Consider the following 23794-nt stretch of genomic DNA (forward strand, 5'->3'; position numbering starts at 1 on the left):
AATTTTTCCTGGCCAACATTCACATGAATGTCAACCAAAGGAATCCGTCATCAAATGACGGGGTTGTGCATCATGCACTGGCTTTTAGCACACTGTTGAGTTCTCAAGAAACGGACTTGCTTTTGTTCTTGCTGTTGTGCCTTTATCTTCTCAGCGGCCCCGGTTAGTGTCAAATTCAGCGATTTGACTTCCGGGTCCGAATCCGAGAGGAATTCGGCGCCCCCTTCCGGAGGGCAACCCCTCTAACTTACCAGCGATCGGGGCGGAAGGCGAACCAGCCGCTAGACCGTGGTGTTCAGGGGATGAAGCAACCCACGCCGGATCGCCGTGAGGCGGTGGGTGGGGTTTCGCCGGACCAGGCCGACACGAGAAGACTAACAGTTCCCCCGACCACTCACGCCACAAACGACTGCCGTGGCCTGACAACCAACCTGGTCACTCGCGCATCTAAGTAGCACCCGGTTCGAGCGCGGCCGCATGACCTCGGTGAGGGCAAGCCGATGTCAAGCCGACCGCAATCAGGGCGGGATACGAATGAGATGCGGGAGTCACCCGACGCCAACCCGGCGTCTGGACCCCCGCCGTGGAGGTGGCCATCATGACGCAGCGGTCGGAGTTCGATGACATCCGCGCCCACATCACGGCCGAGGCCGGGCACGCCGGCGATCTTCTCCGGATCGCCCGGGAACTGCTCGACGATCTGGAGCAGGCGCGCATGCGAGAGGCGTCCCTGCGCAACTACTACCTCGCCCTCCTGACGGCCAGTCGCGCGACGGTCGCCGCCCACGCGGCCGGCGACCCCGAGCCGATGACCTTCCTTGAGCACGAGCTGGCCAAGAACGGCCAGCTGCCCGTGGGCGAGGAGGCCGCCCGGGTACTGGCCGACGCCAAGACCGCCCAGGCGCTCGTGGCCGCGCTCGACCAGCCGGTCCACCAGCCGCGGCGCATGGGCCCGGCGAGCAGCCGGCTGCGCCGTTGCGTGAGCGTGCACCGCAGCCTGCCGCACTGACCACAGCCGTAGCGCTCGAAGCCACCGCGGCATAACGCGGAGGGCGACCGCACCAGGGGCTGCCACCCCGCGACCGCCCTCCGCCGATGGCCCGCACCCCACACCCACACCCCGGGGTACGGCCGGGCCCGGTTCCGATCCCATCGGAGCCGGGCCACCCAAAGCACCACCAAGGGGGAACGGGGCCTGATCCTGGGGGGTCGGGATCAGGCCCCACACACCGAGGCCCGGCCCGACATGGGCCAGGGCCTTTTCTCCGTTACGGCTCCCGCCCACCCGGCACCCCCCGCCGTCCCCGGCCCGCCAAGCGCCCGGCGCCAACCGGCCGCTTCCGGAACCCACCGCCACGGGCCATCTTGGGCATCTCGCCTTAGACGTTCTCGACAGTCCAGGGCCTTGGATCGCCTGCAACGAGCCGAGGTGGTCACCGACCCGCCGCCCCCTCGGATATCTCGGCAGCCCGACTTCCCCACCTCCACCGGCAGCCTCGAACAGCCCGACTCATGTGCGGGGAGTTGTCCAGGGCGACGGCAATGTCCTCACGGGCAGCCAGGGCCGCCGGCGGTCCAGCGGATCACGCGTGACGGCTTGGTCGGGATCACGGCCACCCGACCGCCTTGGTCGCCACGGGCACAGCCCGGAGCGTGGTCTCGGTCGCGGCGCAGCCGCCGAGCGCCCCTCCGGCATCCATCTCAGGGAAATATCGCGATTTTCCGATATGACCAGCCAAGACGCACGGCAAAAATTCGACATCAGATCATTCGGCCGGAATCGTCGGGGCGTACACGAAGAAAAAACAAAGTGGCCCGGTTCCAGAGGAACCGGGCCACTTTCTTGGTAGCGGGGACAGGATTTGAACCTGCGACCTCTGGGTTATGAGCCCAGCGAGCTACCGAGCTGCTCCACCCCGCGTCGGTATGTATGAACACTATCCATGAACGTGGAGTAGTGCAAATCAAAAGGCCCGGAGAGTGATCTCCGGGCCTTTTGGCTGAGTAGCGGGGACAGGATTTGAACCTGCGACCTCTGGGTTATGAGCCCAGCGAGCTACCGAGCTGCTCCACCCCGCGTCGGTGTGTCTTAAGACTATCCGGCGCGGGGTGATGCGGCAAATTGAATGCTCGGATCAGGGCGCTTGCGGTGGTGTCGACGGTGTCGGCGTGGGTGTCGGGGTCGCCGATCCCGAGGCTGCCGGGGTCGGCGACGGGCTTGGTGACGGGGACGGGTTCGCCGCCGCGCCCTGGGCGGCGGCCAGCTCGTCGAGGGCGGCCTTCAGTGCGGCCTGGGCGGTGCCGTAGGCCTGCCAGTTGGGCGGGTTGGCCGCCAGAGCCGCCTGGGCGTCCTCGTAGGCCTTCTGCGCCTTGCCCAGGGCCGTGGCGACCGTGGCCTGCTGGGTCGGCGTCTCGGCCTGCTCGTTCTGCGTGGGCTGGGTCTGGCCCTCGTTCTGGTCGGTCGGTTGGGTCGTACCCGACTCGCCGAAGACCTGCTTCAGGGCGGTCTCCAGGTCGTCGCCGAAGCCGACGCGCTGGCCGTAGAGGACCAGGACCTTCTGCAGGGTCGGGAAGCGGCCGGCCGCCTCGTCCTTCGGCTGGATGTAGACCGGCTCCACGTAGAGCAGGCCGCCGCCGAACGGGAGGGTCAGCAGGTTGCCGAAGATGACGTCGGTGGCGCCGCCGCTGCCTCTCAGGATGTTGAGCTGAGCGGAGACGGTCGGGTCGGTCAGGAACGTGTTCTGCGCCTGGGGCGGACCCTGGATCGTCGTCGTGCTCGGCAGCTGGAGGATCTCCAGCTTGGCGTTCTTGGCGTCGGCCGTGGCGTCGACCGCCATGAACGCGGCCATGTTCTGCCGGTTGTTCGGGACGAACGTGGTCGTCAGGGAGAACTTCTCCTGGGCGACGCCCGGCATCTTCATGGTCACGTAGTAGGGCGGCTGCTTGCTCTTCTTGGTGGCCGGGTCTTCCGGGACCTTCCAGAAGTCCTGGCCGCCGAAGAAGGAGTCGGGGTTGGTCACGTGGTACTGCGTGAGGATCTCGCGCTGGGCCTTGAACAGGTCGGCCGGGTAGCGCAGGTGCTCACGGAGTTCCGGCGAGATGTCCGACGCCGGCTTGACGATGGTGCCGAACGCCTTCTGCCACGTCTTCAGCACCGGGTCGGTGTCGTCCCACGCGTAGAGGGTCACCGTGCCGTCGTAGGCGTCGACGGTGGCCTTCACCGAGTTGCGGATGTAGTTGATGTTGTCGCGCGGCACCTGCGGCACGCCGGGCTGGAGCGAGGAGGTCACGTCGGTCGTGAGGCTCTCCAGGCTGTGGGGCTCGGAGTAGGGGTAGGCGTCGGACGTGGTGTAGGCGTCCACGATCCACTTGATCCGGCCGTCGACGATGGCCGGGTAGGGGTCGCGGTCGAGCGTCAGGAACGGGGCGACCGCCTGGATGCGCTCGATCGGCTTGCGGATATACATGATCTTCGAGTCGGCGTTGATGCTGGAGTTCAGCAGCAGGTTCGTCTCGCCGTACTTGAGGGCGTAGAGGAACCGGGTGAAGATCCCGCCGATCGGGACGCCGCCGTTGCCGGCGTAGGTGTTGTTCTTCTGGCCGCTGGTGCTCTGCTCGGGGTAGTCGAGCTCGACCGGGTTGCTGCCCTGCGGGCCGCCGACGATCGAGTAGTCGGGCGAGTTCTCGCCGAAGTAGATCCGGGGCTCGTACTTGCCGAGGGCCTGGGTCGGCGGGATGTCCTTCTCGTTGAAGCTGGGCACGCCGCTGCCGTCGACCGCGCTACCGGGGGCGGCCACGAAGCCGAAACCGTGGGTGTAGACGAGGTGGTCGTTGATCCAGTTGCTCTGCGCGCTGGGCGGGGCGCCCATCTCGCGGACCGCCACGACCGTGTCCTGGATCTTGCCGGTGGCCGGGTTCTTGTAGCGGTCGATGTCGAGCTGCTCGGGGAACTGGTAGTAGCCGCGGATCTGCTGCAGCTGCTGGTAGGTCGGGCTGAGCACGGTCGGGTCGAGCAGGCGCAGGCCGGGGATCTGCGACGACTCCCGCTGCAGCACCTCGGGCTTGGCCTCGGTCTCGGCGCCGTATTGGGTGACCGTCGCGTTGTCGACCCCGTAGGCGGCTCTCGTCGCCTTGATGTTGCGGTCGATGTAGTCGCGCTCCTTGGCCTGCTGGTTCGGCTTGACCTGGAACTGCTCGACGAGCGCCGGGTAGACGCCGCCGATCAGGACCGCCGACAGGACGAGCAGGCCGAGTGCGACGCCGGGCAGCATGCCGCCGGACCGGACGACCCCCGCGAAGAACAACGCGGCGCAGATGAGCGCGATGAACGCGAGGATGGTCTTGGCCGGGAGCACCGCGTTGACGTCGGTGAACGAGGCGCCGAACACCTTGCCCCGATCGGAGAAGACCAGGCCGAATCGATCGAGCCAGTAGGCCACCGCCTTCAGCAGCACGAACACGCCCAGCAGCACCGACAGGTGGGCCCGCGCGCCGCGCGAGGCATGCACGCCGCCGGGGGTCTGGATGCGGAAGCCGCCGTAGAGGTAGTGGACGAGCGCCGCCGCGATCGCGGACAGGACGACCGCGATGAACAGGAAGTTCAGCACCATCCGCAGGAACGGGAAGGTGAACATGAAGAACGACAGGTCGATCCCGAACTCGGCGTCGACCTTGCCGACCGGCGTGGCGTTCGCGAACTCTATCCAGGTCTTCCACTGCCCTGAGGTGGACGACCCCGCGAACAGCGCCAGGACCGCCATCCCGATCAGGAAGATGATCTTCCGGTGCGGGTCGATGGCCAGCCGGTAACGGTCGGCCCCCTGGGCGTTGCCGAACATGCCGGGGCCGAACATGGGACGGACTCGGAACGCCAGCGCCATGTTGCCGCCGACGATGCCCACCATGAGGGCGGCGCCCACGACGAACAGCAGGATCTGGGTGATCAGCATGGTCGAGAAGACCGAGCTGAAGCCGACCGAGTCGTACCAGAGATAGTCGGTATAGAAACCGGCGAAGATGTAGAGGACGATCACGACCGCGACGATCGCGATTCCCACGGGAATGAGCAGGCGGGGCCGGCGGGGCACGCGCATCGCCCGACCGGCTCCGGGGCTCCGGAAGCTCAACGCCAAACCCCTTTGGTCAAAAGCACAAACGGTCTGTGCCTGGCAACCTACACCGCGTTCGGCAGTGCTGCGCTTCCCGAAAGCTCTCCGGAAAGTGTTCAGGAAGTGCAGGCGGGGACGGATCCCGATCCGGTCCGAATCGCGTCGATCGCCTTGATGGCGCCGTTCAGCGTGTCGACTTTGACCAGGCGCAATCCGTCGGGGACGGCCGCGACGGCGGCGGGGCAGTTCGCCGAGGGCGTCAGGAAGATCGTCGCGCCGGCCTTCTTGGCGCCGACCATCTTCTGCTCGATGCCGCCGATGGCGCCGACGGTGCCCTGGGCGTCCATCGTGCCGGTGCCGGCGATGGCCTTGCCACCGGTCAGCGGGCCGGGGGTGAGCTTGTCGTAGATGCCCAGGGAGAACATCAGGCCCGCGCTCGGGCCGCCGACGTCGCCGACGCTGATGTTGACGGTGAAGGGGAACTTGTAGGACATGCCCATGCGGACGCCGACGATCGCCTGGCCGCTGGACCCCTTCACGGTCTTGACCGTCACGTCCTGCTTGGCGCCCTTGCGGTCGACGCCGAAGGTGACGTCCTCGCCGGGACTGTGCTTGCGGACCAGGGCGGCCACCGTCTCCATGTCGGTGGCGGGGGCGCCGTCGACGGTCGTGATCAGGTCGCCGGGCAGCAGCTTGCCCTCGGCCGGGGAGCCCTTGTCGGTGCTGGCGACCTCGACCACGTTCTGGTAGGCGATCTTGAGTTCGCGCAGGGCGGCGGCGGTGGAGGTCTCCTGGGAGGTCGCCATCTCGGCGGTGTTCTCCTCTTCGACCTCTTCCACGGTCTGCTCCCTGGGGAAGATCGTCTCTTCCGGCACGACCGCGATGGTGTCGTCGAGCCAGCCGCGCAGCGCGGTCAGCAGGCCGATGCGGTTGCCGGGGCCGCCCTGGTAGGCGACGGTGACCATGCTGAGCATGCCGGTCGTGGGATAGGTCTGGTGCCCGGCGACGGTGATCACCGGCTTGCCCTTCACGTCGCCGATCGTGTTCTCGGTCGGGCCGGGTGACAGCACGACGTAGGGGACGGGGAGCATCGCGCCGCCCACAGCCAGCGCGAGTGTGAGGAAACCCGCCACGAGCAGGGTGAGGGCACGTCGGGACATGCCAGAACTCTAAGGGCTCGCCGATAAGGAGCGGCTAACAGGCGCCGACCCACTCGGCCGATCCGTCGGCGAAGCGCTGGTTCTTCCAGATCGGCACCTCGTGCTTGAGGTCGTCGATCAGCCGGCGCGAGGCCGCGAACGCCTCGCCCCGGTGGGGGCAGGCCACCGCGACGATCACGGCGATGTCGCCGAGCTCCAGGTCGCCGACCCGGTGGACGGCCGCCAGCGCGGTCACCGGGAAGTCGGCGGCCACCTTCTCGGCCACCCGCCGGAGCTCGGCCTCGGCGCTCGGGTGGGCCGAGTAGGACAGCAGCTCGACGTCGCGGCCCTCGTCGAGGTCGCGGACGGTGCCGATGAAGAGCGTGGTGCCCCCGGCCGCGTGGTCGCCGACGGCGGCGACGACCTCGTCGACGGAGAGCGGGGTCTCGCGGATGGCCAGGAGGCGGATGACGTCCACCCCAGGAGTCTAAATCTTCTTCTTCCGCCGGGCCGCGCGGACGATCGCCGCGGTGCCGATGACGGCCACCGTGGCGCCGGCGGCGGTGAGGGTGGCGTCCTTGCCGGACAGGCGGCGGCCGACGACGGCGTGCTTGCCCTCGCGGTAGGTCATCAGCTCGCGCAGCGCGGCGTCGTTGGTCCAGGCCGGCTTCCAGCCCGCGGCCCGCAGGGTCGCGCAGTCGACGACCCAGGGGTAGACGACGTAGTGGAGGTCGGTGGCCGGGGCGGGGGTGATGCCCAGGCGGTGGAGGCGCTGGGCGGTGGAGAACGTCAGGCCCGCCGGGAGCTCGAAGCGGCGTACGCCGGAGATCTCCTCGACCTGCTCCATCTCCAGCCAGCCCTCCGAACCCACCGCGACCACGCCGTTGACGTGGCCGAGCGCGGCCAGTTCGAGGGCCGAGACCAGGTCGTCGACGTGGCAGAACTGCCAGCGGGGCAGGCAGCCCTTGACCACGAGCAGGCGGGGGGCCTCGAAGTGGCGGGTGACCACGGTGTCGACCTCGGGGCCGACCAGGGCGGCCGGGCGCAGCACCACGACCTCCAGGCCGGGGTGGGCCCGCAGCGAGCGGCGGACCAGCGACTCGATCTCGAGGTGGTCGCCCACGACGCCGGTGTCGGACTCGGCCGCCACGGGGGCGTCTTCGGGCAACGGCACGGGGTTGTCGGCGTCGGCGCCGTACACCATCGCGCTGGTGACCAGCACCACCCGGCGCACCCGGGCGGCGGCCGAGGCGGTGAGCACGGTCTGGGCGGCCCGCAGGTTGTAGGCCCGGCGTTCGGCGGGGTCGCCGTCGAGCGAGAAGTCGCCCGCCAGATGGACCAGCACGTCGACGTCGGAGATCCGGTTCGCCAAGAGCGGATCGCGGATGTCGAGCACCCGCCAGGTCACGTCGGTGACGTCGCCGCGTTGCGCGTCGATCGCCACCACACGGCGGAAATCCGCAGACGAGGCGACTTTCGACAGGAACGCCCTGCCTACTCCCGAGGCCGCGCCGGTGACGGCGACGACGGGCGGACGATGGCGTTTCGAGACTGGCACGCGGTCCTCACTTTGCGCTGACACGCCCCACGACGGATAACGTGGCGGATGTGGACTCCTCCATCCTGCACGAGGTGGCGCGGTGACTGACCTGCCAGGTCGCGAAAACGATCCTAACGAGAACCCGTTCGCCATGTTCGGCAACCCCGAGCAGATGGCGCAGGCGATGCGCCAGTTCGCCGACATGCTCTCGGCCCCACCCGGCTCCGGCCCGGTGAACTGGGAGATGGCGAAGAACATCGCCCGCCACGCGGTGGTCGCCGACGGCGGTGATCCGAGTGTGATGGAGGGGGAGAGACGCCAGGTCGTCGACGCGCTGAACCTCGCCGACCTGTGGCTCAACGAGGCCACGTCGTTGCCGAGCGGCGTGTCGAACCCGCAGGCGTGGAGCCGGTCGGAGTGGATCGAGAAGACCGCCCCGATCTGGGGTCAGCTGTGCGACCCGGTGGCCGCCAAGATGGTCGAGACCATGGGCGGCAGCCTCGGCGCCGCCGGGCTCCCGGCCGAGGCGCAGGCCATGGCCGGGCCGCTGATGGGCATGCTGAAGCAGATGGGCGGCATGATGGTCGGCCAGCAGATCGGCCAGGCCCTCGGCACCCTCGCCCGCGAGGTCATCGGCACCAGCGACATCGGCCTGCCGTTGTCCGACACCGCCGCGCTGCTGCCCGGCGGGATCGCGGCGTTCAGCCAGGGGCTCGAACTGCCCGCCGAGGAGATCCGCCTCTACCTGGCCCTTCGTGAAGCGGCGCATCACCGGCTGTTCCAGCACGTGCCGTGGCTGAAGTCACATCTGCTCGGGGCGATCGAGGAATACGCCCGCGGCATCACCGTCGACGTCTCGGCCCTGCAGGACAAGCTCCAGGGGCTCGACATCAACGACCCGTCGCGGCTGCAGGAGATCCTCTCGGGCGGCGACCTGCTCAAGCCCGCCGAGACCGAGCGGCAGAAGGCCGCCCTGGCCCGCCTGGAGACCACGCTCGCGCTGGTCGAGGGCTGGGTCGCCACGGTGGTCGACGCGGCGGCGGCGGGCAAGCTGCCCTCGGCCGGCGCGCTGGCCGAGACGGTCCGGCGCCGCCGGGCCTCCGGCGGTCCCGCCGAGCTCACCTTCTCCACGCTGGTCGGCCTGGAGCTGCGGCCCCGGCGGCTGCGTGAGGCGGCTGCGCTCTGGAAGGCGCTGGGCGACGCGCGCGGCGTCGACGACCGCGACGCGGTGTGGAGCCACCCCGACCTCATGCCGAACTCCGACGACCTCGACAACCCCGAGCCGTTCGTGGCCGGCAAGGAGGACTTCGACCTCGGCCTGCTGAAGCTCCTCGAAGAAAACGACGACGACGACAAGTGACCCTGCGCGACGAAGCCGCGGCGCTGCTCGCGGCCTGGACCGGCCCGACCCCGCAGGAGGAGTCGCTCCGCCAGGAGTTCCTCCGTCATCTGGCCGAACACGAGAACGGCATGTGGCGTGAGTGCGTACCGGGGCATCTGACCGCCACGACGGCGGTGTTGTCCCACGACGGCGCGAAGGTGCTGCTCACCCACCATCCAAAGGCGAAGTTGTGGCTCCCGATGGGCGGCCACTGTGAGCCCGGCGACCAGACGCTGCCCGACGTGGCGCTGCGTGAGGCGATCGAGGAGTCGGGCATCCCGGGCCTGACCCTGCTGCCCGGTCCGCTGGCGCTCGACCGGCACGAGGTGTGGTGTCATCCGCCGCAGTGCTGGCACCTCGACGTGGAGTTCGGCGCGGTCGCGCCGCCCGGCGCCGAGTTCGTGATCAGCGACGAGTCGCTCGCGCTCGACTGGTTCCCGGTCGACGACATCCCCGAGCCGAGCGACATGGCGACCCGCCGGCTCGCGCGCAGGGCCCGCGCGATGCTCGCACACGATCTTCACAATTGACTTACCCCTCCCCTGCGCGGCGCTGGTTAGTGTGGCCGGGGTGGACACACAGGTAGGCGTCGAAGTCGGCGGGGAGATCCGCTCGCCCGCCCCCTCACCGGGGCGCAAGCGGCGGGCGTTCGCCTGGCTGCTGGCCGGGATCAGCGTGGTCTGGGCGGTCTTCCGGCTGACCGGGATCGAGCTCACCGGGTTCGGCACGCTCCTGTCCACGGGCACGCCCTACGCGGTGCTCGGGGCGGTCGTGGCGGTCCTCGTCGCGGTGCTGAGCCGGGCGCGGTGGGCCGCAACCCTCGCGCTGGCGTCGGTGGTCGCGTTGTCGTTCGTGGTGCTGCCTCGGGCGCTGCCCTCGGCGCAGCCCTCGGCCGACGGGCCGTCGCTCCGGGTGCTGTCGGTCAACATGCGCTTCGGGCGCGCCGACGTCGGTTCCCTGATGGCTCTTGTACGTTCTGCGCGTCCCGACGTCATCTCGGTGCAGGAGCTGAGCCCCCGGGCCGTCGAGGGGCTGGCCGCGGCGGGGCTGGGGGACCTGATGCCGTACACCCATCTGGAGCCCCACTGGAGCGCCGCGGGGTCGGGCATCTACTCGCGGTTCCCGCTGGCCCCTCTGGCGCCGTTCGCGCCCGGGGAGGGGCACCGGATGCCGTACGCGAAGATCGAGGTTCCCGGCGGCCCGCCCGTCGAGCTGGTCGACGTGCACACGGTGGCGCCGCTGGGGCGCGACATCGGTCTGTGGCGCGACGGGCTGCGCTCGCTGCCCCGGCCCGAGGCCGGCACGATCCGCATCCTGGCGGGCGATTACAACGCCACCTTCGACCACGCGGAGTTCCGCGCGGTGCTCGGTCACGGGTGGGTCGACGCCGCCGACGCCACGGGGAAGGGCCTGATCACGACCTGGCCGGCCGAACGGCGGCTGCCGCCCCTCATCACCATCGACCACGTGCTGGTCGACCCCCGGGTGGCGGTCGGGCACGCCAGCGTCCACGACGTGGCCGGCACCGACCACCGGGCGGTCTTCACCGTGCTCAGGCTTCCTTCTTCAGCGGCTGGTTGAACCGCAGCAGGTTGCCCGAGGGGTCGCGGAAGGCGCAGTCGCGGACGCCGTAGAACTGGTCGATCGGCTCCTGGAGGACTTCGGCGCCCGCTTCGGCGATCTTCTCGAAGGTGGCGTCGCAGTCGTCGGTGGTGAAGATCAGACCACGCAGCAGGCCCTTGGCCAGCAGCTCGGACATGGTCTCCTTGTCCTCCGCCGAGGCGTTGGGGTCGGCCAGCGGCGGCTCGAGCACGATCTCCACGTCGGGCTGCGACGGCGAGCCGACGGTCACCCAGCGCATGCCCTCGTAGGAGACGTCGTTGCGGACCTCCATGCCGAGCACGTCGCGGTAGAAGGCGAGCGCGGTGTCGTGGTCGTCGACGGCGAGGAAGCAGGTGTGCAGTTTGATGTCCATGCATCTCACGCTAGAGGGCGACCTGCGGGGTCGGCTTCTCAGTTCCTGACCGGCCTGGTGTGGATCTTCGCGATGCACGCGGGGATGGCGGCGGCCTCGTCGTGGGAGCGGGCGCGGTAGGCGCTGGGGCTCTCGCCGACCAGTTCGGTGAACCGGGAGCTGAAGGAGCCGAGCGACGTACAGCCGACCGCGAAGCAGACGTCGGTGACGGACATGTCGCTGTTGCGCAGCAGCGCCTTGGCCCGTTCGATCCGGCGGGTCATGAGGTAGCTGTAGGGCGTCTCGCCGTAGGCGGCCCGGAAGCTGCGGGAGAAGTGGCCGGGAGACATGAGGGCCGCCTTGGCCAGAGCGGGCACGTCGAGAGGACTGGCGTAGTCGCGGTCCATCATGTCGCGGACCCGGCGCAGCCGGACGAGGTCGTCGCGGTTCACGACAGGACCAACGCCCTGGTGGAGTTCCATCCTTCCAGGCCCGGGTCGAGGCGGGCGAGGTCGTCGGGTCTCCGCAGGCGGTGCCAGCCCGGCCCGGTGGCGACCTTGCGGGGCCCGGGGGCCTGGGCGCGCAGCGCCTTGACGACCTCGGGGTGGTCGACGTCGAGGGTCGCCCACGCGGGGAACGGCAGGTGGGCGGCCACCGCGACCGCTCCCCCGGTGTCGGACGGGCAGACGGCGATCTCGGCGCGGCCGAGCTCGCGGAAGAGCTTGCCGATCAGCAGCGGCGGCAGGTCGGGCGCGTCGGCGCTGACCACGACGGCCTGGTCGGCCGGGGGCAGCGCGGCGAAGGCCTGGTCGGCGGAGTCGACGGAGATCACCGGCGTGCCCGGCCAGGCGATCTCCTCCAGATCGGGGACTCCAACGGATATGATCACCGGGGTCACCAGGTCGAGCCCCGCGACCATCTCGTACGTGTCCTCGGCCACGGCACGAAGGAACTCCTCGCGGCCGACCCCCGGTGGCGCGGCGTCACCGCACGACGGGGTCACCAGGACGGCCACCAGCCGTTCGGTCAACATTCCTCCGGGGTGCCGCTCGCGGCCATGGAGAATCCCTCCAGGAAACCGCGCGCCCGTTCGGCCTTGGGGTAACGTTCGACCAGCGCCCAGAACCGAGGGCCGTGGCTCGGCACCAGCAGGTGCACCAGCTCATGCATGATCACGTAGTCTACGACCCACGCGGGCATCCCCCGGAGTCTCGCCGACAATCGGATCGTGCCATGATCTGGTGTGCACGACCCCCATCGGTGGAGCTGGTTCTCGACCCAGCGCACACTCGATGGCGTGGCCCGTCCGTCGAGGTAGCGGGCCGACAGTTCCCGCGCGCGATCGAGCAGGTCGTCGTCGCTCGGTCTTTTGCGCTGCTCCTTCGCCGCCAGGCGTTCGAGCATGCGGCGTACCCACTGCTCCTCGTCGGTCGTGCTCAGACCGGCAGGCAGCAGCACGATGGTCTTGTCTCCATCGCGGTACGCGGAAACGGTTCGCCGCCGTCGTGCGCTCCGACGAACCTCGACTGTCTCGGGGGGCACATATGCACGGTACTCGACACGCGCGGAATTCCACAGGGGGTCACGGGCGTTCCCGCTGGTCAATCAACGTTTCCCCCATGTTAAACCGGCCCACCGGTCCCATCCGTCTGGCGCGGGAGAGCTGGTGAGAGTGCCCGGTAAGGCCGGTGCACGGCCTGTTTCCGAGATTGCGGGGCGATGAATGGATATGGGCGGCGGCGCAGGAGTAAAACCTGCGGTGCGGGCCTGACCTGCGCGGACGCATGCCGGGGACAGCCTCCGCAGCGCGCACCGGGCGTCAGTGATCATGCCTCGCTCGACGGCCGGTGGCGCCGCGCGCCGAGGAATGATCAATAGTGGTCCCGGCGGACGTGAATGCTGCCGCACCTCTTATCGATCTTTTCTCGCATACATCCGATTCGATGCCGGAATTCTCACTTGGGAGAAATCGGGGCCAGGCGCTCGACGGGTGGGCCTTCCGACGTGCCGGAAGCGATGGACGGTTATCCACAGGCGGCGGGAAAGCGGCTCGGGTGACCGGCGGGATGTGACAGTTTCCGGGCCATGACACAACCCTTGGGTATGGCCAGCCGGCCGCGGGTGAAGCCCGCTGTCGGAGTCGCCGTGCGTGACGAGGAGACCCTCCAGTTCGGGCTGCACCCGGCGCGGGCCGTGCTGCTGACCGGGCTCGACGAGCGGGCGCGGCGCTTCGTGGGCAGCCTCGACGGCACCAGGACGCTGGCCCAGGCCATCGCCGACTCGCGGGTCGACGAGACGATCGCCACGCGGATCATCGACCTGCTCGCCGGGCGCGGCCTGCTCGACGACGTCTCGGGGCCGGCCCCGCTGACCACGCTCAGCCGCGAGGAGCGCGACCGTTTCAGGCCCGACCTGGAGGCCCTGTCGCTTCCGCCCACGGTGTACGAACTCCCGGAGACCGCCTCCGGACAGAAGTCCCCTCCCCCGGCCCTGGATGGAGGCCTGAAGGCCTTCGCGGGCAGACAAGGGTCTTATGTCCGTATTTACGGCGCCGGGCGCATAGGGGCCCGTGTGGCCGCCCTGCTGGCGGCGGCCGGGGTCGGGCGCATCTGCGTGCTCGACCCCGGGTGCGCGCGGGCGGAGGACGTGGTGCCCGGCGGGCTCGGCTGGGAACACGTCGGCAGGCCCCGTGAGGAGGGCGCGGTGGCGGTGGCCGCCGCGGTCGCGCCGAGTGTCACGGCCTGGGCGGGTCGTGCCGCCGCCGGGCTCATGGACGGCGCCGCCGCGCCCCACCTGGTCGTGCTGGCGCCCGTCGGCGCGCCCGATCCGCTGCTGGCCCACGACCTCACCACGCTCGGCATCCCCCATCTGCTCGCCACCTGTGCCGAGGGGTGCGGGGCCGTCGGGCCGCTGGTCGTGCCGGGGCAGTCGCCGTGCCTCTCGTGCATCGAACTGACCCGGCGCGATCGGGATCCGGGCTGGCCGGCGGTCCGGGCCGCCATCAGGGGGCAGTCGGGCTGCGACACCATCACCTCGGGTCTGGTCGCCGCACAGGCGGCCGGGCAGGTGCTCGCATTCCTCGACAAACGTGGGGTCGACGCCGTCGGAACGGCCGAGATCCTGCCCGATTTACAGTGGCGGCGCCGGGTCTGGCCGCGTCATCCCCGATGCCGTTGTAGTCGAAACGACCAGGCTGGGCTAACAATGGTCGCGTGAGTGACCTTCCGCGCAACGCCGTGACGCGCTCGGCGAAGCTGGCGGCCCTGCCCCTGGGGTTCGCCGGGCGCACTGCTCTCGGCCTGGGGAAACGGATCGGCGGGAAGTCCGCGGAAATCGTCGCCCAGGAGATCCAGGAGCGTACTGCGGCGCAGATTTTCAAGATCCTCGGTGAGCTCAAGGGCGGGGCGATGAAGCTCGGCCAGGCTCTGTCGATCTTCGAGGCGGCACTGCCGAGCGAGATCGCCGGACCCTACCGGGCCACCCTGACCAAGCTGCAGGACGCCGCGCCCCCGCTGCCCGCCGCGACGGTGCACCGGGTGCTCGCCGAAGAACTGGGCGACGACTGGCGGGAGAACTTCCTGTCCTTCGACGACCGCCCGGCCGCCGCCGCCTCGATCGGGCAGGTCCACCGCGCGGTCTGGCACGACGGCCGCGAGGTCGCCGTGAAGATCCAGTATCCCGGGGCGGGCAAGGCGCTGATCTCCGACTTCAACCAGCTCGCCAGGCTGGGCAAGCTGTTCGGGGCGCTGCTGCCGGGCCTCGACGTCAAGGCCGTGCTGGCGGAGCTGAAAGACCGGGTGGTCGAGGAGCTCGACTACTTCCTGGAGGCCGAGGCGCAACACGCCTTCGCGGTCGCCTTCAAGGACGACCCCGACTTCCGGGTCCCCGACGTGATCGCCGCCAACGAACACGTCCTGGTGACCGAGTGGATCGACGGCACCCCCCTGTCGAAGGTGATCACCGGCGGCGGGCAGGAGGAACGCGACCGGGCCGGCCTGTTGCTGACCCGGTTCCTCTTCAGCTCGCCCGCCCGCGTGGGCATGCTGCACGCCGACCCGCACCCGGGCAACTTCCGCATGCTGCCCGACGGCCGGCTCGGCGTGCTCGACTTCGGCGCGGTCAACCGCCTGCCCGACGGCTACCCGCCGGTCTTCGGCCGCCTGGTGCGCCTGTTCAACCAGGGCGACATGGACACGGTCGTCGACGGCCTGCGGGCCGAGGGCTTCATCCGCCCGCACATCGAGATCGACGTCGAGGCGTTGCGGGCCTTCCTTGCCCCTTACGTCGAACCGACCCAGGTCGAGGAGTTCACCTTCAGCCGGGAGTGGCTCCAGACCCAGGCGGCGAGCGCGACCGACCTCCGCCCGACGAACGTGGTCCGCCACCTCAACCTGCCGGCGACCTATGTGCTGATCCACCGGGTCCACGCGGCGGGTGTGGGCGTCCTGTGCCAGCTCGGCACGACGGCCCGCTTCCGCGACGAGGTCATCGCATGGGTCCCCGGCTTCGCCGACGAGAACGAGGAACCGGCACCCGCCTCTTGAGCCGGCTGCTCGGGCCGGGCGCGTGTCTGTTCGGTGGTCATTCCGGCTGTTCCCCTGTGGGGCGGCGGGCCAGTAAGTATGCCTGGGGGAAGCCGCGTTTGGCGTCCTCGCCTGGGGCGATGACCAGTCGGGCGACCTCGGTCAGGTCCGCGTCGAGGAGGAGTTCGGCGACTCGGTCGGGGGAATAGCGGTGGGCCGGGGTTATCGAGTGGTCGAAGGGCTCGCCCAGCCGGGTGGGGTGGTCGTCGGCCTGGAAGCCGAGCAGGAGATGGCCGCCCGGGGCGAGCACGCGGTGGAACTCGGCGAACGTCTCGGGGAGGCGTTCTGGCGGGGTGTGGATGATGGAGTAGTTGGCGACCACGCCCGCGAGTGTCGCGTCGTCGGCCGTGAGGGCGGTCATCGTGCCCACGTCGAAGCGCAGTCCCGGGTGGGCGGCCCGGGCGAGCACGATCATCTCCGGTGACACGTCGACGCCGTGGGCGCTCACACCCAGCGTCGACAGGTGGGCGGTCACGTGGCCGGGGCCGCAGCCCACGTCCGCCACCGGGCCGCCGCCACCGGCCCTGACCAGTTCGGCGAAGACCACGATCATCGCGTGGGCCAGCGGGCTGGAGTGGTAACGCCCGGGGATGTCCCGGGCGTAGTTGGCGGCGACGGCGTCGTAGGCCGCGCGGGTGGTGGCGAGGGAGTCCGGTTCTGTCACGGTTGGAAGCATGCAGAAGGCCCGGGTGTGTAGTGGTACACCCGGGCCTTTTTCTACAAGTGGCTGTTAGAGCCTCGACAGGGCCGCCTGAAGGGCGGCGGTGGCGCGGGCGGCCCGCTTACGGGCTTTGTTCGCGTTGGCCACACGACTGGCGAGGCGGTGCTCCGCGGCTTCCCGCTGGAGCCCTCGTATTCGCTCATCCACCAGTTCCTGGAACAGATGTGGGGCGGTGGAGGTGTGGAAGGTCATCGGACTTCTCTTTTCTGCAGGTCTTCGGGTCGGGTTGTCTGTCGGTCGTTCGTCAGAGCGGGAGCGGGGTCTTGCGGGGACGACCACGGGGCCGCTTGCGCGGAACCACGGTGCCTCGCAGGATCAGCTCGCCGCCCCAGACGCCCCAGGGCTCCTCACGCTCGAGGGCCCGGGCCAGGCAGGTCTCCCTGATGGGGCAGCCGCCGCAGAGCGCCTTGGCGAACTCGACGTCTTCGGGAGACTCGGCGAACCAGAGGTCGGGGTCGGTACGACAGGGGATTTCGGCTTCGATCAGGTCCATGACCGGGGCCGCCATCTGCGTCACCTCTTTGTGAATCGGGTTGGTGTCTGTCCTCTGCAGTGGGGGGATACGGGCCGGAGAAAAAACAAGAAGGCCGCGGATCCGATGTGGGGATCCGCGGCCTGGAGGCTGACTGACCGGTCAGGTTGTGACTGGCCTACTCCAGGCAGGACGCGGACGCCCCACTCCACCCTTGGTGGTGTGGCTGGTCTGCTCGATACGCACGCGCCGGACTAGCGGGTTCGGCGCGAAGGCGCCATCGACGCGCAGTTTGGCGTGCGAGCCATAACCGGCATCGGTGGCAGGGCATGCGGCGGCGAGCCACGGCGTGGCGTTCGACATTCTGATGCTCAGCACGGGGCTCACCTCCTGGTGACTAACTCGGGGGGCCGGACAGTAGCGTCCGACTCGCATGTGCATGACCCTAAACGGCAACCTGCCGAGTGGGCAACACATTTTCGACCTGCGATTACATAGAAATTTTCCGGGTTCAGCCAACCCGGATGAGGCACTCCTGCACGACCGACACGGCCAGTTCGCCGGAGGCGGTGAACATCTGGCCCTGGGCGAGGCCGCGGGCGCCGCCGGACCACGGGGATTCCTGCGCGTACAGGATCCAGTCGTCGGCGCGGAACCTGCGGTGGAACCACATGGCGTGGTCGAGGGAGGCGCCGGAGATGTTCGACGCGCCCCAGGCCAGGCCGTGGGCGAGCAGCACCGTGTCGACGAGGGTGTAGTCGGAGGCGTAGGCGGCCAGCACTACGTGGAGCAGCGGGTCGTCGGGCAGGTCGGCGTCGTAGCGGAACCACACCTGGTTCTCCGGGCCGACCAGGCTCGGGTCGCGGTTGGCCTCCCACGTCAGCGGGGTGACGTAGCGCGCGTCGAGGGGGCGGGGGCGCGACAACCAGCCCGACCACTCGGGGTCGTCGCCGATGAGCTTGCGCAGCCGGTCCTGGAGAGAGGCCAGGTTTTCGGGGCCGGGCACGTCGGGCATCACCGCCGCCTGGTGGTGCACGCCCTCCTCCTCGATGTGGAAGGAGGCCGACATGGTGAAGATGACCTTGCCGTGCTGGACGGCGACCACACGGCGGGTGCTGAACGACCGTCCGTCGCGGACGCGGTCGACCGTGTAGACGATCGGCACGGCCGGGTCGCCGGGGCGGATGAAGTAGGCGTGCAGCGAGTGCACCTGACGTTCCCGGTCGACCGTGCGGGCCGCCGCCATGAGGGCCTGGGCGGCGACCTGGCCGCCGAAGACCCGCTGGATGCGCTCTTCGGGACTGCGACCGCGGAAGATGTCGAGCTCGATCTGCTCCAGGTCGAGCAGGTCGAGCAACTCCTTGAGGGCGGAGTTCACGAGGCCTCCAGACGGCGTCGGACGAGGGAGAGTACGGCTTGACCGTATCGCTCCAGTTTGACGCGGCCGATCCCGGCTATCGCGAGGAGGGCCTCCTCGGTCGCGGGGGCACGTTCGGCGATGGCCTGGAGCGTGACGTCGGTGAAGACCACGTAGCTCGGCACCTTGGCCTCTTTGGCCGCCTCGGCCCGCCACGCCTTCAGTTCCTCCAGCAGCGCCTCGTCGTATTCGGCGGGGCAGGTCGCGCAGCGGCCGAGCTTCTGCTCGGGGCCGGTGGCGAGCGTGCGGGCGCAGACCCGGCAGGTCGCGGGGGCCGCGACGGTCCTGCGGGCGGCGGGCTTCGGCGCGAACGAGGGCTGGGTCGCCGGGGTGCCGGCCAGGGACTCCACGAAGCGCGACGGGCGGCGCGACCGGCGGCCGCCCGGGGAGCGGGCCAGGGCCCACGACAGGTTGAGGTGGACGCGCGCCCGGGTGATGCCCACATAGAGGAGGCGGCGTTCCTCCTCGATCTGGTCGGGGGTCTCGGCGTACACGATGGGGAGCATGCCCTCGGTGAGGCCGACCAGGAAGACGGCGTCCCATTCGAGGCCCTTGGCGGCGTGCAGCGAGGCCAGGGTGACGCCCTCGACCGGCGGGGCGTGTTGTTCGGCGGCGCGGCGTTCGAGGTCGGCGACGAACGCGGGCAGGTCGCCGCCCTTGGCGGCCAGATCTTCTGCGAGTTCGGCGATGGCGTTCAGCGACTCCCACTTGGCGCGCGCGGCGCCGCCGCCGGGCCGTTCGGGGGTCAGGCCGATGCCGGCCAGGATCGCGTGGACGGCCGGGGCCAGCGGCTCCTCGTCGTTGGCCGAGCGGGCGGCGCCGCGCAGCAGGACGACGGCCTGGCGGACCTCGGGCCGCTCGAAGAACCGCTCCGCGCCGCGCAGCAGGTAGGGCACGCCGGCCTGGGTGAAGGCCTGTTCGTAGGCCTCCGACTGGGCGTTCACCCGGAAGAGGACCGCGATCTCCCTGGTCGGGACGCCGTCGGCCATCAGCTTCTTGACGCGGAGCGCCACGCCCATGGCCTCGGCGGCCTCGTCGTCGTATTCGGTGAAGACCGGTTCGGGGCCCGGCTCCCGCTGGGCGACGAGTTCGAGGCGGTGGGGGCTGCGGGCCATCACCCGGTTGGCGAGGGTGACGACCTCGGGGGTCGAGCGGTAGTCGCGGACCAGCTTCACGACCGCCGCACCCGGGTGTTCGACCCCGAAGCCGGTCAGGAAGTGGGGGCTGGCGCCGGTGAAGCTGTAGATCGTCTGGTTGGGGTCGCCGACGACGCAGACGTCGTCGCGGCCGCCGAGCCAGGTGTCGAGCAGGAGCTTCTGGAGCGGGTTGACGTCCTGGTATTCGTCGACCACGAAGTAGCGGTACTGCGACCGGATCTGGTTGGCGACCTCGCGGTGCTCGGTCATCACGGCGGCCGTGAGTTCGAGGATGGTCTCGAAGTCGACCAGGTGGCGGGCGCGGCGCAGCTTCTCGTACTGGTCGAAGAGGCGGGCGACGTCGTCGGCCGGGATCGGCGGGGTGCGGCGGGCCTTGAGGGCGGCGGCCGGATAGTCCTCGGGGCCGTGCTGGGTGACCTTGGCCCACTCGATCTCGCTCGCGACGTCGCGCAGTTCGGCGCGGTCGGGGTTGCGGCGCAGCATGCGGGCGGCCTCGACCAGCAGCGGCAGCTTCGACTCGATCACCTGGGGCGGGTCTCCGCCGATGACGCGCGGCCAGAAGTAGGTGAGCTGGCGCAGCGCGGCGGCGTGGAAGGTGCGCGCCTGGACGCCCGGCGCGCCCAGTTCGCGCAGCCGGTGGCGGAGCTCTCCGGCGGCCCGGGTGGTGAACGTCACAGCGAGCACGCTCGGCGCGTCGGCCACACCGGTTCGTACCGCATGGGCGATTCTGTGGGTGATCGCCCGAGTCTTGCCGGTACCTGCGCCGGCCAGCACGCACACCGGACCCCGCAGCGTTTCGGCCACCGCCCGCTGCTCGGGATCGAGGCCCGAAAGGACGTCCAAATGCGGCCTCCAACGTGCGCGGCGGGTGATCTGCTGGCATCATCCTTCCAGCACCCGGCCAAGCGCGTCTCAAGAGCCGGGTCGCAGAAGGCAAAGAGGGAGCGCCCCCGGAGGGCACGACGGGGGCCGCGCGGGGAGGTTTCAGACCCTTGAAGAAAGCGGCCGTCGCCGGTGCGCTCGCACTCGCCGCCGTCCTCAGCGCTCCGATGAGCGCGGGCGCGCACGCCGTCAGCCCCCAGCCGTCCGCCACGGCCTCGCCGACGCCGGTCCCCTCGCCTTCGCCGACCACGACGTCCACGCCGCCGCCGGTCCAGGAGCGCAAGACGCTCGTGAAGTACGGCCGCCACGTGCGGCAGCGGATGGACGTCTACTGGCGCGCCGGCGACCCGCTCATCCGCCCGGTCGTGTTCATGATCCACGGCGGCTGGTGGTCGGGCGGTGACAAGGCCTACATGAAGGCGGTCACCCGCAGCTACTTCGACCTCGGCTACGTCGTGGTCAACGTCAACTACCGGCTGTCCGGCGACGCGCGGTGGCCGGCGCAGCGCGACGACGCCCTCGAGGCGATCGCGACCACCCGCCGCATGGCCGCGGAGTTCGGCCTCGACCCCAACCGCTACGCCGTCATCGGCTTCTCGGCCGGCGGCCACATCGCGGCCTCCGTGGGCACCTACGGCCACGGGCAGCCCGGGTTACGTGCGGTCGTCGGCGTCTCGCCGGTGATCTCCCCGCTGACCGCCTACTCCGACGGCGGCCCCGGCGCCACCCACGAGCAGCGCAAGCTGCGCCAGGCGGCGGTGGCCCTGGCCGGGGGGTGCGGCCCCAACAAGTGCCCCCGAATCTGGTCGAGCATGGAGGTGCCCTTCCACGCCTCCTACGGCGACGCGCCGATGCTCAGCGTCCACTCGGCCCGCGAGTTCGTGCCGCCCTACCAGAGCGAACTGCTCCGCGAGTCGCTGGCGGTCTACGGGATCGACATGTCGGTCCGGGCCTACCCCGGGCGCAACCACAGTTCGCCCCTGTTCCGGGAGCCCGGCGTGGCCGAGACGATCCAGGCGTGGGTGATCGGACATCTGGCGTACTAGATGGGAAGATGAGCACCATCCGTTGTGTTGGCAATGACCGCCGACAGAAAGGGACGACAATGGCGCTCACGGTATACACCACCACGTGGTGTGGCCCCTGCAAGCGGCTCAAGAGCCAGCTGACCCGCGAAGGCATCGCTTACCAGGAGGTCGACGTCGAGGCCGATCCCCAGGCGGCGTCGTTCGTCGAAAGTGTCAACAAGGGCAACCGCGTCGTTCCGACGGTGGTGTTCCCCGACGGGACCTCGGCGACCAACCCTTCGGTGATCGAGGTCAAGCGTCGCCTGGAGACGATGGGCCAGTCGATATAGCAGTCCGCTGCCGACGGTCCCTACCTTGACCGGTAGGAGGAACCGATGCCCGTCCGAACACTCGCCGTGATCGCGGCCGGAGGGGTCGCGGGCTCACTGCTCCGCTACGGGCTGGGGGTGCTCTTCCCGAGCGCCCCCGGATTCCCGTGGACGACCCTGTTCATCAACGTCACCGGATGCCTGCTGATCGGCGTCCTGATGGTGGCCGTCACCGAGATCTGGGCCGCCCCCTCCTGGGTACGCCCCCTCCTGGGGGTCGGGGTGCTGGGCGGCTACACCACCTTCTCCACCTACGTCGCCGACATCGGCCTGCTGGTCGCGGGCGACGCGCCCCGGGCGGCGCTGGTCTACCTGGTGGTGACGCCGCTGCTGGCGCTGGCCGCCGTGTGGGCGGGCACGGCCGCCACCCGGGCGGCGGCCCGGCGACTGGGGAGGCTGACATGACACCGGCGCTGCGGCTGACCATCTTCGTCGGCGAGTCCGACACCAGCCACCACAAGCCGCTCTACCACGAGATCGTGCACCGCGCCCACGCCGCCGGGCTGGCCGGGGCCAGCGTCTTTCGTGGCATCGAGGGCTACGGCGCGTCCAACCACATCCACACCACCCGCATCCTGTCGTTGTCGGAAGACCTGCCGGTGGCGATCGTCATCGTCGACGAGCCCGGCCGGATCCGGGCGTTCCTGCCCGAGCTCGACGGGCTGATCGGCGAGGGCCTGGTCATGGTGGACGAGGTCGAGGTGCACCACTACGGCGGGCGGTCGCGGTGACCGGACTGCTGACCGCCCTGCTCGTGGCGGCGGGCGCGGCGGTCGGGGCTCCCCTGCGTTACCTCACCGACCGGCTGATCCAGTCGCGGCACGACAGCGTGTTCCCGTGGGGGACGTTCGTAGTGAATCTGACAGGGTCGGCCCTGCTGGGTTTCCTGGTCGCCCTGCCCGCCGACGACGCGGTGCGGGCCCTGGCCGGAACGGGCTTCTGCGGCGCGCTGACGACGTATTCGACGTTCAGCTACGAGACCCTGCGCCTGGCCGAGGACGGGGCCCGGCTGGCGGCGGTCGCGAACGTGGTGGTCAGCATCGCGGGCGGGCTGGGGGCAGGGGCCTGCGGCATGCTCCTCGCCCACAACGTCGGAGGATGATTCCACGGCGCACCCACGTCAGCGGCCCCAGTTGCCCTCGTCGTCGATCGCCGATCCGTACCAGGTCTCGATGAGCCTGCGGGCGATGGAGACAGGGGGCGGGACCCTGAGTTCGCCCTTCGCGACGGCCACGCGCAGTTCCTCTCGGGTGAACCAGCGGGCCTCGGCGATCTCCTTCGGGTCGAGGGTCAGGTCGCTGGAGAGGGCGCGGGCGAAGAAGCCCAGCATCAGGCTGCGAGGGAACGGCCAGGGCTGGCTGCCGAGGTAGCGGGGGTCGGCCACGCGTACCCCGACCTCCTCGAAGACCTCCCGGGCCAGCGCCGCTTCCAGGGACTCGCCCGGTTCGACGAAGCCCGCCAGGACCGACATGCGGCCCTCGGGCCACTGGGGGCCGCGGGCCAGCAGGACGCGGTCGTCGGGGTCGCGGATCAGCATGATGACGGCGGGGTCGACGCGGGGGAAGTGCTGGGAGCCGTCGTTGGGGCAGACGCGCACGTGGCCGCCCTGGGTGACGGTGGTCTCGGCGCCGCACTGGGGGCAGAAGCGGTGGGTGGCGTGCCAGGCCTCCAGGGCCACGGCGTAGACGAACAGGCCGGCGTCGCGGTCGCCGAGGAGCGAACCGGCCTCTCGCAGCCCGGCGGAGTCGGCGTCGTCGGGGAGCTTGGCCGAGACGGAGAAGTAGGCCACGCCGTCGGCGACGCCGAGCAGGTGGCGCTGACCCTCAGGGGCCTCGGCGGGGGTCAGCAGGACGAGGTCGGCGTCGTCGCCCGACCGCTTGACCAGGGTCTGGCCGTCGCTGATCACGAGGACGCGTGTGGACGGGTCGTGCCACACCCGGTCGAGCCAGTCGGGGTCGTGGCGGAGCTGGGCGGAACGGTCGATGGTGCTGCGGCTGAGTAGCAGGGGCCCCAGGAGTCCCTCGGTGATGTCCACGGGGTTATT

The 23794-nt window shown here is 70.0% G+C and carries 24 protein-coding genes and 2 tRNA genes; 11 read left to right on the forward strand and 15 right to left on the reverse strand.

Annotated features, from left to right (window positions below; all coding sequences use genetic code 11):
- The first annotated feature begins 598 nt into the window (after window positions 1-598).
- The gene (locus GT755_RS36450; RefSeq protein WP_161484132.1) at window positions 599-1009 is read left to right on the forward strand and encodes a hypothetical protein; all 411 of its coding nucleotides are present in this window, start codon (window positions 599-601) and stop codon (window positions 1007-1009) included.
- Window positions 1010-1844: 835 nt separating this feature from the next.
- Here GT755_RS36450 and GT755_RS36455 read toward each other — a convergent pair.
- The 6 genes from GT755_RS36455 to GT755_RS36480 all read right to left on the reverse strand — a co-directional run bounded on the left by GT755_RS36455 (window position 1845) and on the right by GT755_RS36480 (window position 7805).
- A tRNA-Met gene (locus GT755_RS36455) sits at window positions 1845-1921 on the reverse strand.
- An 84-nt stretch (window positions 1922-2005) separates the two neighbouring features.
- Window positions 2006-2079 (reverse strand) — tRNA-Met (locus tag GT755_RS36460).
- Window positions 2080-2135: 56 nt separating this feature from the next.
- Window positions 2136-5057 (reverse strand): UPF0182 family membrane protein, encoded by a 2922-nt coding sequence (locus GT755_RS36465; RefSeq protein WP_328794740.1) that lies wholly within the window; start codon window positions 5055-5057, stop codon window positions 2136-2138.
- Between the two features lie 167 nt (window positions 5058-5224).
- Entirely contained in the window at window positions 5225-6268 is a 1044-nt protein-coding gene (locus GT755_RS36470) for a YlbL family protein (protein WP_161484134.1), read from the reverse strand.
- A gap of 34 nt (window positions 6269-6302) precedes the next feature.
- On the reverse strand, window positions 6303-6725 hold the full coding sequence (locus GT755_RS36475) for a molybdenum cofactor biosynthesis protein MoaE (RefSeq protein WP_062339097.1): 423 nt from the start codon (window positions 6723-6725) through the stop codon (window positions 6303-6305).
- 9 nt (window positions 6726-6734) lie between these two features.
- The gene (locus GT755_RS36480; RefSeq protein ID WP_328794741.1) at window positions 6735-7805 is read right to left on the reverse strand and encodes an NAD-dependent epimerase/dehydratase family protein; all 1071 of its coding nucleotides are present in this window, start codon (window positions 7803-7805) and stop codon (window positions 6735-6737) included.
- Between the two features lie 82 nt (window positions 7806-7887).
- On the opposite strand from GT755_RS36480, the gene GT755_RS36485 reads away from it, so the two are divergent.
- Genes GT755_RS36485 through GT755_RS41465 form a run of 3 tightly spaced genes read left to right on the forward strand, consistent with a single transcriptional unit; the run spans window position 7888 to window position 10749 of the window.
- Complete coding sequence (locus GT755_RS36485; RefSeq protein ID WP_407929449.1) at window positions 7888-9147, forward strand: zinc-dependent metalloprotease; 1260 nt, start codon at window positions 7888-7890, stop codon at window positions 9145-9147.
- Window positions 9144-9698 (forward strand): NUDIX hydrolase, encoded by a 555-nt coding sequence (locus GT755_RS36490; RefSeq protein WP_161484137.1) that lies wholly within the window; start codon window positions 9144-9146, stop codon window positions 9696-9698. Before GT755_RS36485 ends, GT755_RS36490 begins: the two co-directional genes overlap by 4 nt.
- A gap of 40 nt (window positions 9699-9738) precedes the next feature.
- Window positions 9739-10749: an endonuclease/exonuclease/phosphatase family protein gene (locus tag GT755_RS41465; RefSeq protein WP_161484138.1), complete on the forward strand. Its 1011-nt coding sequence runs from the start codon at window positions 9739-9741 to the stop codon at window positions 10747-10749.
- Here GT755_RS41465 and GT755_RS36500 read toward each other — a convergent pair.
- Genes GT755_RS36500 through GT755_RS36515 form a run of 4 tightly spaced genes read right to left on the reverse strand, consistent with a single transcriptional unit; the run spans window position 10721 to window position 12664 of the window.
- Window positions 10721-11143 (reverse strand): VOC family protein, encoded by a 423-nt coding sequence (locus GT755_RS36500; protein ID WP_161484139.1) that lies wholly within the window; start codon window positions 11141-11143, stop codon window positions 10721-10723. The genes GT755_RS41465 and GT755_RS36500 overlap by 29 nt on opposite strands.
- A gap of 38 nt (window positions 11144-11181) precedes the next feature.
- Window positions 11182-11529 (reverse strand): helix-turn-helix transcriptional regulator, encoded by a 348-nt coding sequence (locus tag GT755_RS36505; protein ID WP_202610958.1) that lies wholly within the window; start codon window positions 11527-11529, stop codon window positions 11182-11184.
- A 41-nt stretch (window positions 11530-11570) separates the two neighbouring features.
- Window positions 11571-12155 carry a glycosyltransferase family protein gene (locus GT755_RS36510; RefSeq protein WP_161484141.1) on the reverse strand — a complete coding sequence of 195 codons (585 nt, stop codon included), beginning with the start codon at window positions 12153-12155 and terminating at the stop codon, window positions 11571-11573.
- Window positions 12149-12664 carry a M48 metallopeptidase family protein gene (locus tag GT755_RS36515; RefSeq protein ID WP_161484142.1) on the reverse strand — a complete coding sequence of 172 codons (516 nt, stop codon included), beginning with the start codon at window positions 12662-12664 and terminating at the stop codon, window positions 12149-12151. Before GT755_RS36515 ends, GT755_RS36510 begins: the two co-directional genes overlap by 7 nt.
- 603 nt (window positions 12665-13267) lie before the next feature.
- On the opposite strand from GT755_RS36515, the gene GT755_RS36520 reads away from it, so the two are divergent.
- The gene (locus GT755_RS36520; protein ID WP_328794742.1) at window positions 13268-14338 is read left to right on the forward strand and encodes a ThiF family adenylyltransferase; all 1071 of its coding nucleotides are present in this window, start codon (window positions 13268-13270) and stop codon (window positions 14336-14338) included.
- A complete protein-coding gene (locus tag GT755_RS36525; RefSeq protein ID WP_161484144.1) occupies window positions 14335-15666 on the forward strand; it encodes an ABC1 kinase family protein in 1332 nt (443 codons plus the stop codon). The genes GT755_RS36520 and GT755_RS36525 overlap by 4 nt, the downstream gene beginning before the upstream one ends.
- A 37-nt stretch (window positions 15667-15703) precedes the next feature.
- Here the strand turns inward: GT755_RS36525 and GT755_RS36530 are convergent, their stop codons facing one another.
- The 4 genes from GT755_RS36530 to GT755_RS36545 all read right to left on the reverse strand — a co-directional run bounded on the left by GT755_RS36530 (window position 15704) and on the right by GT755_RS36545 (window position 20315).
- Window positions 15704-16369 carry a class I SAM-dependent DNA methyltransferase gene (locus tag GT755_RS36530; RefSeq protein WP_161484145.1) on the reverse strand — a complete coding sequence of 222 codons (666 nt, stop codon included), beginning with the start codon at window positions 16367-16369 and terminating at the stop codon, window positions 15704-15706.
- A 301-nt stretch (window positions 16370-16670) separates the two neighbouring features.
- Window positions 16671-16934, reverse strand: coding sequence for a WhiB family transcriptional regulator (locus GT755_RS36535; RefSeq protein WP_030451771.1), 264 nt, complete (start codon window positions 16932-16934; stop codon window positions 16671-16673).
- A 475-nt stretch (window positions 16935-17409) separates the two neighbouring features.
- The gene (tesB, locus tag GT755_RS36540; protein ID WP_161484146.1) at window positions 17410-18276 is read right to left on the reverse strand and encodes an acyl-CoA thioesterase II; all 867 of its coding nucleotides are present in this window, start codon (window positions 18274-18276) and stop codon (window positions 17410-17412) included.
- Window positions 18273-20315 carry an ATP-dependent DNA helicase UvrD2 gene (locus GT755_RS36545; RefSeq protein ID WP_161484147.1) on the reverse strand — a complete coding sequence of 681 codons (2043 nt, stop codon included), beginning with the start codon at window positions 20313-20315 and terminating at the stop codon, window positions 18273-18275. Before GT755_RS36545 ends, tesB begins: the two co-directional genes overlap by 4 nt.
- A gap of 149 nt (window positions 20316-20464) precedes the next feature.
- Between GT755_RS36545 and GT755_RS36550 the strand changes: the two genes are divergently transcribed.
- The 5 genes from GT755_RS36550 to crcB are packed head-to-tail and all read left to right on the forward strand — an operon-like array spanning window position 20465 to window position 22852.
- A complete protein-coding gene (locus GT755_RS36550; protein ID WP_235968193.1) occupies window positions 20465-21400 on the forward strand; it encodes an alpha/beta hydrolase in 936 nt (311 codons plus the stop codon).
- A 59-nt stretch (window positions 21401-21459) separates the two neighbouring features.
- On the forward strand, window positions 21460-21711 hold the full coding sequence (locus GT755_RS36555; protein WP_161484220.1) for a mycoredoxin: 252 nt from the start codon (window positions 21460-21462) through the stop codon (window positions 21709-21711).
- Window positions 21712-21756: 45 nt separating this feature from the next.
- A complete protein-coding gene (locus GT755_RS36560; protein WP_161484148.1) occupies window positions 21757-22155 on the forward strand; it encodes a fluoride efflux transporter FluC in 399 nt (132 codons plus the stop codon).
- Window positions 22152-22481, forward strand: a complete 330-nt coding sequence (locus tag GT755_RS36565; RefSeq protein WP_161484149.1) for a DUF190 domain-containing protein — start codon at window positions 22152-22154, stop codon at window positions 22479-22481. Before GT755_RS36560 ends, GT755_RS36565 begins: the two co-directional genes overlap by 4 nt.
- Before the next feature lie 8 nt (window positions 22482-22489).
- The gene (crcB, locus tag GT755_RS36570; RefSeq protein WP_161484221.1) at window positions 22490-22852 is read left to right on the forward strand and encodes a fluoride efflux transporter CrcB; all 363 of its coding nucleotides are present in this window, start codon (window positions 22490-22492) and stop codon (window positions 22850-22852) included.
- Between the two features lie 18 nt (window positions 22853-22870).
- Here the strand turns inward: crcB and nudC are convergent, their stop codons facing one another.
- Entirely contained in the window at window positions 22871-23785 is a 915-nt protein-coding gene (gene nudC / locus GT755_RS36575; RefSeq protein WP_161484150.1) for an NAD(+) diphosphatase, read from the reverse strand.
- Between the last annotated feature and the right edge of the window lie 9 nt (window positions 23786-23794).

It is taken from the genome of Herbidospora solisilvae, assembly GCF_009901565.1.
Classification (GTDB): domain Bacteria; phylum Actinomycetota; class Actinomycetes; order Streptosporangiales; family Streptosporangiaceae; genus Herbidospora; species Herbidospora solisilvae.